This window comes from Streptomyces sp. rh34, assembly GCF_002551245.1.
Classification (GTDB): Bacteria; Actinomycetota; Actinomycetes; order Streptomycetales; family Streptomycetaceae; genus Streptomyces.
The window spans coordinates 1-10,856 of record NZ_NTGZ01000251.1 but is presented as its reverse complement, the minus strand read 5'-3'; the positions used below and the strand labels follow the sequence as shown (position 1 = coordinate 10,856).

The following is a 10,856-nucleotide window of genomic DNA, read 5'->3' as shown; positions in this document are numbered from 1 at the left end:
CAGTGTCACACCGTCCACCACACCGTGGTGTCGGCGGGCAGCTCGGTCTCGGCGCCGTCCGCGGTGACCGGGGAGCTGGCGAGCAGGACCCGGCCGCGGGTGGCGATCTTGACGGGGGCGCCGGTGGTGTTGACGGTGCAGACGAAGCCGGGGCGGGAGAAGACGAGGACGCCTTCGGGGCTGTCCAGCCACTCGACGTCCGTGCCCGCGCCGAGGCCCGGGTGCTCCCTGCGGGCGGCGATGGCGGCGCGGTACAGCTCCAGGGTGGAGCCCTCCACGCCGGTCTGCGCCTCGACGGACAGCTCGCCCCAGCCGGCGGGCTGCGGAAGCCAGCTGCCGCCGTCGCCGAAGCCGTGACTACTGCCCTCGCGGGTCCACGGGATCGGGACGCGGCAGCCGTCGCGGAAGCCGTCCTGGCCCTCGGCGCGGAAGAACGAGGGGTCCTGGCGGACCTCGTCGGGCAGGTCCGTGACGTCGGGCAGGCCGAGCTCCTCGCCCTGGTAGACGTAGGCGGAGCCGGGCAGGGCGAGCATCAGGAGGGTGGCGGCGCGGGCCCGGCGCAGGCCCAGCTCGCGGTCGCCGGGGGTCCGGATCTGGGTGCCGAGGCCCGGCGGGTTGGCGAAGCGGGTGGTGTGCCGGGTGACGTCGTGGTTGGAGAGCACCCAGGTGGTGGGCGCGCCGACCGGGCGCATGGCGGCGAGCGAGGAGTCGATGACCTCGCGCAGTTCGGCGGCGTCCCAGGCGGTGGACAGGTACTGGAAGTTGAACGCCTGGTGCATCTCGTCGGGGCGCACGTAGTTGGCGGTGCGCTCGACGGTCGGGGTCCAGGCCTCGGCGACGGCGATCCGCCCGCCCGTCACCCGCTGCCGCCCTTCTGTCGAAGGCCCTTCGGGCCCCATTGCATCCGGGTACTCGTCGAGGATGGTGCGCCAGCTGCGGTAGATCGCGTGCACGCCTTCCTGGTCGAAGAACGGCATGACGTCGTTGCCGAGCAGCTTGAGCTGCTCGTGGGAGCCGATGTCGGGCAGCCCCTCGGCCTTGACGAGGCCCTGGGCGACGTCGACCCGGAAGCCGTCGACGCCCATGTCCAGCCAGAAGCGCAGGATGGAGCGGAACTCGTCGGCGACGGCCGGGTGCTCCCAGTTGAAGTCGGGCTGCTCCGGGGCGAAGAGGTGGAGGTACCAGTCGCCGGGGGTGCCGTCCGGGTTCACCGTACGGGTCCAGGCGGGGCCGCCGAAGATGGAGTCCCAGTCGTTGGGCGGGAGTTCGCCGTCGGCGCCCTTTCCGGGGCGGAAGTGGTAGCGCTCGCGCAGGGCGGAGCCGGGGCCCTCGGCCAGGGCGCGCTTGAACCACTCGTGCTGGTCGGAGGAGTGGTTGGGGACCAGGTCGACGATGATGCGCAGGCCCAGGCCGTGGGCCTCGCGGATCAGCGCGTCGGCGTCCAGCAGGTTGCCGAACATCGGGTCGATGGCCCGGTAGTCGGAGACGTCGTAGCCCGCGTCGGCCTGCGGGGAGGCGTAGAAGGGGCTGAGCCAGACCGCGTCGACGCCCAGATCCTTCAGGTGGGGCAGGCGGGCGGTGACGCCGGCGAGGTCGCCCATGCCGTCGCCGTTGCCGTCGGCGAAGCTCCGCGGATAGACCTGGTAGATCACCGCGTCCTGCCACCAGCCGGTGCGGTGGCCCGGGGCGTCGTCGGACGTGCCGGTGGAGGGGGCAGCGAGGTGCTGGGTCATGTCGTCCCTGGGGTGTCTGGGTGGGAAGCGGCGCCGGTGACCGGGTCGGGGGTTCCGGCGCCGCCGTGACGGGTGCGGTGGTGCGTGCGGGTGCTGGTGCGGATGGCCAGGGGGGGTCAGCCCTTGACGGCTCCGGCGGACATGCCGGTGACCAGGTGCTTCTGGGCGAAGAGGAACACCAGGGCGGCCGGGATGGCGATGAGCACGGAGGCCGCCGTCATGGGGCCCCACTGGGCTCCGTACTGGTTGACGAACTTCTGGAGTCCGCCGGCCAGCGTGAGGTTCTCGTCGCCGACCAGGAAGGCGGAGGCGTACGCCACTTCGCCCCAGGCCGTGATGAAGGAGTAGAACGCGGTGACCGCGAGGCCCGGCTTGGCCAGCGGCAGGATGAGCCGGAAGAAGGTGCCGAACGGGGTGAGGCCGTCGACCTCGCCCGACTCGTCGATCTCGCGCGGGATGGTGTCGAAGAAGCCCTTCATCATCCAGGCGCAGAACGGCACCGAGATGGTGAGGTAGGTGATGACGAGCCCGGTGGGCTGATTGAGCAGCCCCAGGGTCGACATGATGTTGTAGATCGGCACGATGAGGACGGCGACCGGGAACATCTGGGTGATCAGCAGTGTCCACATCAGCCCGCGCTTGCCGGGGAAGCGGAAGCGGCTCACCGCGTATCCGGTGGTGGCGGCGACGAAGACGCCGATCACGGTGGAGAGCGCGGAGATGATCACGGAGTTGGCGAACCAGTTGAGGAACTCCGTGTCGCGGATCAGGTTCGTGTAGTTGACGAACGTCGTCTCGCGGAAGAAGTCCATGGTGGTCGCGTACTTGGCGGGCTTCAGCGAGGTCAGCAGGACCCACAGCACCGGGAAGACCGCGATCACCGAGGCGATGATCAGAGTGAGGTGCAGGGCGACGGAGGCGAGCGGGGAGCGTTCGCCGCGCAGTCGGACCTTGGGCACGGCGTGCCGGGCCGGGGTGTCGGTCACGGTGGTCACCAGTTGTCTCCCTGGGAGCGCAGGACTCGCCGGTAGACCACGGCGAAGAGCATCAGGATGACGAGGATCAGCACGCCCCACGTGGAGGACTGCGCGTAGTCGCGCGGGCTGATCTCGAAGGAGAACTTGTACGCCTGGGTCACCAGGATCTGGGTCGCCTCGCCCGGTCCGCCGCGGGTCAGCAGGAAGATCACCGGGAACATGTTGAAGGTCCAGATGGTGGAGAGCAGGACCACCGTGGTGGAGACCGGGCGCAGTCCGGGCAGCGTGATGTGGCGGAAGCGCTGCCAGGCGGTGGCGCCGTCCATCTCGGCCGCCTCGTACTGCTCGGAGGGGATGGACTGGAGCCCGCCGAGGAGGGCGACCATCATGAACGGGATGCCGAGCCAGACGTTGACGGCGATGACCGCGAACTTGGCCCAGGTCGGGTCGTTCAGCCACGGGACGGCGTCGATGCCGGCACCGCCGAGGACCTTGTTGAGCAGACCGCGCTCCTCGTTGTAGAGGAAGCGCCAGGCGAAGACGGAGACGAAGCCGGGGATGGCCCAGGGCAGGATGAGGGCCATGCGGTAGGCGGAGCGCCCGGCGATGCGGCGGTTGAGCATGTTCGCCAGGGCCATGCCGAGGACGAACGTGACGCTCACGCAGGAGACGGTCCACACCAGCGTCCAGCCGAGCGTCCCGACGAACTGCGAGCCGGTCAGCGCGTCGATGTAGTTGTCCGCGCCGACGAACTCGTAGGTGGCGGGGATCTCGTTGACTCCGATGGAGCGTGCGACGTTGCGCTCGTCGGCGTCCGTCATCGAGAGGAAGATCCCGCGGACCAGCGGGTAGCCGATGATCACGCCGATCACGATGACGACCGGGGCGACCATGGCCCAGGCGTACCAGTGGACCGACAGGGCCCGCCGGAGACGGCCGGGCTTCGGTGGTGGGGTGCCAGTGCCGCGGCTCCGGCCGCGGGCGACGTGTCCGCCCGCGGCCTTCACCACCGACTGGCTGGTGTGGACAGCCATCAGTCGGCCAACCTTCCTGTTACTTCCAGCCCTCAAGGAGCTTGCGGTAGGAGTCTCCGGTGGCCTTGGCGGCCTTCTCCGGCGTGGTCTGGCCGGTGAGGACCTTGGTGTACTCGACGCGCAGCGGCTCGAAGAGGCTGCCGCCCTCGGGGATCCAGGGGCGCTCGACGGCGGTCTCGACGACCGGCTTGAAGAAGCCGACGATCTCGCTGTCCACGGCCTCCTGCTTGGCGTACGCGGAGGTGCGGGTGGGCAGCAGGTTCAGCTCGCCGGCGGCGGTGGCCTGGCTGTCCACGGACGTCATGTACTCGACGAAGGCGTAGGAGGCGTCGAGGTTCTTGGAGCCCGCGTAGACGGCGAGGTTGTGGCCGCCCTGCGGGGCGCCCTGGGCGACGGAGCCGGCCGGGACCGGGGCGACGCCCAGGTTGTCCTTGTCCGTGAATTCCTTGCCGGTCAGGGTGTCGGCGACGGCCCAGGGGCCGTTGATCATCATCGCGACGTCGCCGTTCTTGAACGCCTGCATCATGTTCTCCCAGCCGTCCGAGGCGTCCGTCTTCGCGGTGCCGTCGTCGACCAGGGCCTTGACCGCCTTGAACGCCTTGACGCCCTCGGGCTTGTCCACGGTGACGGTCTTGGAGGAGGCGTCGACCATGTCGCCGCCCTCGCCGTACAGGAAGGAGAGGAAGTAGTACGGGTCGTCGCCGCGCAGGTAGAGGCCGGTCTTGCCGGTCTTGTCCTTGATCTTCTTGGCGACGGTCTTGAGGTCGTCCAGGTTGGCGGGCACGTCGACGCCGGCCTCCTTGAACATCTTCTTGTTGTAGAAGACGCCCATGGAGTCGATGACCTGCGGGACGGCGTAGGTCTTGCCGTCGTACTTCGTCGAGGCGACGGCCTGCTTGAGGAAGTCGTCCTGGTTCTTCAGGGCGGCGGTGCCGTCCAGCGGGGCCAGGTAGCCGAGGTTGGCGAAGTCCGGCGTCCAGGCGACCTCGGAGCGGATCACGTCGGGGGCGCCGTCGCCGGCCTGGGCGGCGTTCTTGAACTTGTTCTGCGCCTCGCCGAAGGGCACGTTGACGTACTTGACGTCGACCTTCGGGTGCTTCTTCTCGAAGCCCTCGGCCAGCTTCTTGAAGACCTTGTCCTCGCTGCCGACGCTGGAGGTGTCCCACCAGGTCACCGTGCCGGAGAGCTCGCCCGAGCTCGTGCCGCCGCCGGACTCGTCGTCGCTGCCGCAGGCGGTCGCCGCGAGCGCCAGGGCCGCGACCAGGGCGGTGGCCGTTATGCCACGTCGCATCTGAACTCCTTCAACTGCCGTACCGCTCCGTCGCGGCGCCGGGTCGACGTGAACGTAACAAGGATGAAAGACGACCGAAAGACCTTGCGGAAGATTTCTGCAAGCCTTGGTGATCGTTACATTCGCGTGTCCTCAAGGTTGCCGTCAAGCCCCTTGACTACAGTCCCTCATCGCTGGCAGGAGCAGGCGGGACACGGTCTGCCCGCAGTGCGACGATCCGACCGCAGCCCGCGCCCCGGGGCCGCAAGTCCTTGCAAGGCGTTGCCGGAAAGTGCTCCGGCCCCCTCCCTCGCACCACCCCGCGCACATGGGCAATCCGACACGGGCCCGGTACAGTCCCATCCCATGACCGCACGGCTTGCCGATATCGCAACTCAGGCGGGGGTCAGCGAAGCAACGGTCAGCCGGGTCCTGAACGGCAAGCCCGGAGTCGCGGCGACCACCCGCGAATCCGTCCTCGCGGCGCTCGACGTCCTGGGGTACGAACGCCCGGTGCGGCTGCGCAGGCGCAGCGCGGGACTGGTCGGCCTGATCACCCCGGAGCTGGAGAACCCGATCTTCCCGGCACTGGCGCAGGTCATCGGCCAGGCGCTGACCCGGCAGGGCTACACCCCGGTGCTGGCGACCCAGACACCCGGCGGCTCCACCGAGGACGAACTGACCGAAATGCTGGTGGACCGGGGCGTCTCCGGCATCATCTTCGTCTCCGGGCTGCACGCGGACACCTCGGCCGACATGCAGCGCTACGAGCAACTGCGCGGCCAGGGCGTCCCCTTCGTCCTGGTGAACGGCTTCTCCGCCAAGGTGCAGGCGCCGTTCATCTCACCGGACGACCGGGCGGCGATGCGCCTCGCGGTGACCCACCTGGTGGCACTGGGGCACACCCGCATCGGCCTCGCCGTCGGCCCCAAGCGCTTCGTGCCGGTGCTCCGCAAGATCGAGGGCTTCCACGCGACGATGCGGGAGCAGCTGGGCCTCGCCCCGGACGAGGTGGAGGAGTTGATCCAGCACTCTCTGTACACCTTGGAGGGCGGCCAGGCCGCCGCCTCCGCCCTGATGGAGCGCGGCTGCACGGCGGTCGTGTGCGCGAGCGACATGATGGCGCTCGGGGCGATCCGGGCAGCCCGCCGGCTGTCGAAGGACGTGCCGCGCGACCTCTCGGTCGTGGGCTACGACGACTCGCCGCTCATAGCGTTCACGGACCCGCCGCTGACGACGGTCCGGCAGCCGGTGACGGCGATGGGCCAGGCCGCCGTCCGCACGCTCCTGGAGGAGATCGGCGGAACCCCGGCACCGCACAGCGAGTTCGTCTTCATGCCTGAGCTGGTGGTTCGCGGCTCGACGGCGTCGGGCCCCGCAGGCGGCTCAGGGTCGGCTCCTCGTTCTTGAGACGCACAATGTGCGACCGGAACCCGACCGTAGGATGATCGGGGGCAGGGGAATCTCTATGGAAGACTCTCTGCCTATGGGTGAAACACAGGTGACAGCGCACGAAGGCCGGTCGACGGCCGATCCTTCACCCATCGCGGCCCAGGCGGCGCCCGAGGTCACCCCCGCGTCCACCCTTCCCCCGGCTTCCGGGAAGTCCGGCCGGCTGGCCCGGCTCCGCTCCCTGCGGGCACCCCGCCGTCCCCGCATCTGGTTCGAGATCCTGCTCATCGCGGTCAGTTACTGGCTGTATTCGCTCGTGCGCAACGCCGTCCCGGAGCAGAAGGCTCAGGCGCTTCGCAACGCGGACTGGATCTGGTCGGCGGAGAAGTCCCTGGGCCTCGCCTTCGAGGAAACGGTCAATCACGCGGTCAATTCCGTGACATGGCTGATCGTGTCGATGAACTACTACTACGCGACGCTGCATTTCGTCGTGACCATCGGCGTCCTCGTCTGGCTGTTCCGCCGCCACCCGGGCCGTTACGCGGCGACACGGCTGGTGCTCTTCGCGACGACGGCCGTGGCTCTGCTCGGCTACTACCTCTACCCGCTGGCGCCACCCCGTCTGATGAACGGCGCGAACTTCATCGACACCGTGCTCCTGCACGAGACGTGGGGCTCGATGGCGTCGGGCGACTTCAAGAACATGTCGAACCAGTACGCGGCGATGCCGTCGATGCACATCGGCTGGTCGCTCTGGTGCGGCCTGACGATCTTCGCCCTGGCCTCGGCGCCCTGGGCCCGCATCCTGGGCCTGCTCTATCCGACGCTCACCCTGGTCGTCATCGTGGCCACCGCCAACCACTTCTGGCTGGACGCGGTGGGCGGCATGGCCTGCCTCGCGTTCGGCTACGCGGTCTCCCACGTCTGGTACGGCTCGCTTCCGCACCGGCTGCCGAAGTGGGTGCCGGACGGGCGGGGACGGCTGACCGGCCTGCGCACCGCCCGGCTGCCACGCCCGGCTTCGGAGCCGGAACCGGAGCCCGCGCCGCAGACGGCGGGCGCGCGGAGGGTGTAGGCGGCCTCCGGCCCCTCAACGCCCCACCCCGCGGCCTCCGGCCCCTCCACGCCCCACCCGGCGCTTGAGGACGTCCTTTCCAGCCCCTCCGGCGTTTGAGGAGCGGGGTCCGGGGCGGAGCCCCGAGGGGCCTCGGGGCCGGGCCCCGGGAGCACGTCTCTAGGGCGCCGCCCCGTAGAACCGCTCCTCCACCACCGCCCGCGCCCGCCGCGTGATCCGCCGGTAGTCGTCCAACATGTCCCCGACATGCCCCGGCTCGTACCCCAGGTACCGCCCGACCGCCGCCACCTCGCGCGGGTCGGACGGAAAGGTGTCACCCGGCCGCCCCCGGACCAGCATCACCGCGTTACGGACCCGCGTCGCCAGGACCCACGCCTCGTCCAGCGTCTGCGCGTCCTCCGCCGGAATCAGCTCCGCCGCACACGCGGCGGCCAGCGCCTCGCGCGTACGCGTCGTGCGCAGCCCGGGCTCCACCCACCCGTGCTGCATCTGCATCAGCTGCACGGTCCACTCGACGTCGCTCAGCCCGCCCCGCCCCAGCTTCGTGTGGAGCGTGGGGTCGGCGCCGCGCGGCATCCGCTCGGACTCCATCCGCGCCTTGAGCCGCCGGATCTCCCGTACGGCGTCCTCGCCGAGCCCCTCCATCGGATACCTCAGCGGATCGACCAGCTCGATGAAGTCGCGCCCCAGCTCCTCGTCGCCCGCCACCGGTTCGGCCCGCAGCAACGCCTGGCTCTCCCAGGCCAGCGACCAGCGCCGGTAGTAGGCCTCGTACGACTTCAGCGTGCGGACCAGCGGCCCGCTCTTGCCCTCCGGGCGCAGGTCGGCGTCGATCAGCAGCGGCGGATCGGCGGTCGGCAGCTGCAGCAGCCGCCGCATTTCTCCGATGACCGTGTTGGCGGCCCGGGCCGCCTCCTCGTCGCTCACTCCCTCGCGCGGCCGGTGGACGAAGAGGACGTCGGCGTCGGAGCCGTAACTCAGCTCGTGTCCGCCGAAGCGGCCCATGCCGATGACGGCGAACCGGGTCGGCAGGGTGTCGCCCCACTGCGCGCGGACGGCGGCCCGCAGCGCGCCCGCGACGGTGGCGGCGTTGAGGTCGCTGACGGCCGAGCCGACACGGTCCACGAGGGCCCCGTGATCCTGCTCGGCGGGGTTGTCCTCGGTGCCGTACGAGTCGATGAGGTCGGCGGCCGTCGTGCGGAACAGCTCGCGGCGGCGCACCCCGCGCACCACCGCGACAGCCGACTCCGCGTCCCCGGCACGCCCCACCGCGGCCAGAATCTCCTGCTCCAGGTGGGCCCGGGTGCGGGGCGTGAGCCCCTCCGGGGCGCCGAGGATCGCCACCGCCTCCGGGGCCCGCATCAGCAGGTCCGGGGCGAGGCGGCCCGCGGAGAGGACCCGGGCGAGGTTCTCCGCGGCGGCGCCCTCGTCGCGCAGGAGCCGCAGGTACCACGGGGTCTTGCCGAGCGCGTCGGACACCTTGCGGAAGCCGAGGAGCCCGGCGTCCGGGTCGGCGGAGTCCGCGAACCAGCCGAGCAGCACCGGCAGCAGGGTGCGCTGGATGGCGGCCTTGCGGGACACCCCGGAGGAGAGGGCCTCCAGGTGCCGCAGGGCGGCGGCCGGGTCGGCGTACCCGAGGGCCTCCAGGCGGATCGCGGCGGCCTTCGCGCTGAGCCGGGACTCGGCGGGGGCCAGCTGGGCGACGGCGTCCAGCAGCGGCCGGTAGAAGATCTTCTCGTGCAGCCGCCGTACGACGGACGCGTGCCGCTTCCAGGCCTTGTTCAGCTCCGCCACCGGGTCGGTGCGCATCCCGAGCGACCGGCCGAGCCGCCGCAGGTCCGCCTCGTCCTCGGGGACCAGGTGGGTGCGGCGCAGCCGGTAGAGCTGGATGCGGTGTTCCATGGAGCGCAGGAATCGGTACGCCTCGTCGAGCTGGGCGGCGTCCGCGCGCCCCACGTACCCGCCCTCGGCGAGCGCCCGCAGTGCCTCCAGGGTGGAGCCGCTGTGCAGGGAGGCGTCGCTGCGTCCGTGCACCAACTGGAGGAGCTGCACCGCGAACTCGACGTCCCGCAGTCCGCCGGGCCCGAGCTTCAGCTCCCGCTCGATCCGGTCGGCGGGGATGTTGTCAACGACACGGCGGCGCATCTTCTGCACGTCGGGGACGAAGTTCTCCCGGTCGGCGGCCCCCCAGACGAGCGGCGACACCGCCTCGACGTATTCCGCGCCCAGCTCGGGATCGCCGGCCACCGCGCGGGCCTTGAGCAGGGCCTGGAACTCCCAGGTCTTGGCCCAGCGCTGGTAGTAGGCGAGGTGGGAGCTGAGGGTGCGCACCAGCGGCCCGTTGCGGCCCTCGGGGCGGAGGTTGGCGTCGACCTCCCAGATGGTTCCCTCGACGGTGGTCTCGGAGCAGATCCTCATCATGTGGGCGGCCAGCCGGGTGGCGGCCTGCATGGCCTTGGTCTCGTCGACCCCGTCGCGCGCCTCCCCGACGAAGATCACGTCGACGTCGGAGACGTAGTTCAGCTCCCGCCCGCCGCACTTGCCCATCGCGACGACGGCGAGCCGGCACCGGGCCGCGTCCTCGGGCGCGGCCGTACGGGCGATGGCGAGAGCGGCGCGCAGGGTGGCGGTGGCGAGGTCGGCCAGTTCGGCGGCGGTCTGCGCGAGGTCGGTGGTCCCGCACACGTCCCGGGCGGCGAGGGTGAGCAGACACCTGCGGTAGGCGACCCGCAGCGAGTCCGGGTCGACGGCGCCGGCGAGCCCGCGCTCGAACTCGGCGACCCCGGGGTTCAGGTCGACCGCCTCGTATGTGACGAGTGCCTGCCAGTCGCGCGGGTGCCGGGCCAGGTGGTCCCCGAGCGCCTCCGAGGCGCCGAGGACCCCGAGAAGCCGGTCGCGCAGGGGTTTGGCGGTGATCAGGGTGTCGAGCAGCACCTGCCGCTCGCTCTCCGTCTCGGCCTCGGCGATCCGCACCAGGCCGCGCAGGGCCAGATCCGGGTCGGCGGTGGCCCCGAGCGCCTCCAGGAGGACGGGGTCGGACCGTACGGAGGCCAGCGCGTCCAGGTTGAGGAGCTGGTCCGCGGCGGACGGGTCGGTGAATCCGTGCCGCAGCAGCCTGGTGAACGTACTGCTTCTGCGCCCCGGCGCCGTCGTCATTGCGTGCTCTCCCGCCGCCCGAACCGATCTGCGTAACTGCTCAGCTGCTCCCTTGCCTCGTCGCAGCTCTCCGAGCCTAGTCCTGTACCGATGAATTCGGGGCGGGGGCGGAGTCCACCCACAGGAAAGCACCTGACAGCACCACTCGACGCCCCGCGGAGTAACCATGTCCACGACCGAGCACCCCCTGCCCACCCCTCCCCCGGCCGGCCCCCCGGC

7 protein-coding genes are annotated in these 10,856 nt (G+C 70.8%); 2 read left to right on the top strand and 5 right to left on the bottom strand.

Annotated elements, in window-relative coordinates:
* Positions 1 to 5: 5 nt before the first annotated feature.
* From CR470_RS30815 to CR470_RS30800, 4 genes are all read right to left on the bottom strand, one after another.
* Positions 6 to 1,733: a glycoside hydrolase family 13 protein gene (locus tag CR470_RS30815; protein WP_097870773.1), complete on the bottom strand. Its 1,728-nt coding sequence runs from the start codon at positions 1,731 to 1,733 to the stop codon at positions 6 to 8.
* 116 nt (positions 1,734 to 1,849) lie between these two features.
* Positions 1,850 to 2,728, bottom strand: coding sequence for a sugar ABC transporter permease (locus tag CR470_RS30810; protein ID WP_097870772.1), 879 nt, complete (start codon positions 2,726 to 2,728; stop codon positions 1,850 to 1,852).
* Entirely contained in the window at positions 2,725 to 3,744 is a 1,020-nt protein-coding gene (locus tag CR470_RS30805; RefSeq protein ID WP_097870771.1) for a carbohydrate ABC transporter permease, read from the bottom strand. Before CR470_RS30805 ends, CR470_RS30810 begins: the two co-directional genes overlap by 4 nt.
* A gap of 19 nt (positions 3,745 to 3,763) precedes the next feature.
* Positions 3,764 to 5,035, bottom strand: a complete 1,272-nt coding sequence (locus tag CR470_RS30800) for an extracellular solute-binding protein (RefSeq protein WP_097870770.1) — start codon at positions 5,033 to 5,035, stop codon at positions 3,764 to 3,766.
* Positions 5,036 to 5,380: 345 nt separating this feature from the next.
* On the opposite strand from CR470_RS30800, the gene CR470_RS30795 reads away from it, so the two are divergent.
* Positions 5,381 to 6,424, top strand: coding sequence for a LacI family DNA-binding transcriptional regulator (locus tag CR470_RS30795; RefSeq protein ID WP_097870769.1), 1,044 nt, complete (start codon positions 5,381 to 5,383; stop codon positions 6,422 to 6,424).
* Between the two features lie 76 nt (positions 6,425 to 6,500).
* On the top strand, positions 6,501 to 7,481 hold the full coding sequence (locus tag CR470_RS30790) for a phosphatase PAP2 family protein (RefSeq protein ID WP_097870768.1): 981 nt from the start codon (positions 6,501 to 6,503) through the stop codon (positions 7,479 to 7,481).
* 159 nt (positions 7,482 to 7,640) lie between these two features.
* Here the strand turns inward: CR470_RS30790 and CR470_RS30785 are convergent, their stop codons facing one another.
* Positions 7,641 to 10,637 (bottom strand): bifunctional [glutamine synthetase] adenylyltransferase/[glutamine synthetase]-adenylyl-L-tyrosine phosphorylase, encoded by a 2,997-nt coding sequence (locus CR470_RS30785; protein ID WP_097870767.1) that lies wholly within the window; start codon positions 10,635 to 10,637, stop codon positions 7,641 to 7,643.
* Positions 10,638 to 10,856 lie beyond the last annotated feature (219 nt).

What these genes read in the sequence shown, in the direction of transcription:
- CR470_RS30790 (WP_097870768.1), top strand. Translation starts at nt 6,501, where the DNA reads ATGGGTGAAACACAGGTGACAGCGCACGAAGGCCGGTCGACGGCCGAT.
- CR470_RS30785 (WP_097870767.1), bottom strand. Translation starts at nt 10,637, where the DNA reads ATGACGACGGCGCCGGGGCGCAGAAGCAGTACGTTCACCAGGCTGCTG.
- CR470_RS30805 (WP_097870771.1), bottom strand. Translation starts at nt 3,744, where the DNA reads ATGGCTGTCCACACCAGCCAGTCGGTGGTGAAGGCCGCGGGCGGACAC.
- CR470_RS30800 (WP_097870770.1), bottom strand. Translation starts at nt 5,035, where the DNA reads ATGCGACGTGGCATAACGGCCACCGCCCTGGTCGCGGCCCTGGCGCTC.
- CR470_RS30815 (WP_097870773.1), bottom strand. Translation starts at nt 1,733, where the DNA reads ATGACCCAGCACCTCGCTGCCCCCTCCACCGGCACGTCCGACGACGCC.
- CR470_RS30795 (WP_097870769.1), top strand. Translation starts at nt 5,381, where the DNA reads ATGACCGCACGGCTTGCCGATATCGCAACTCAGGCGGGGGTCAGCGAA.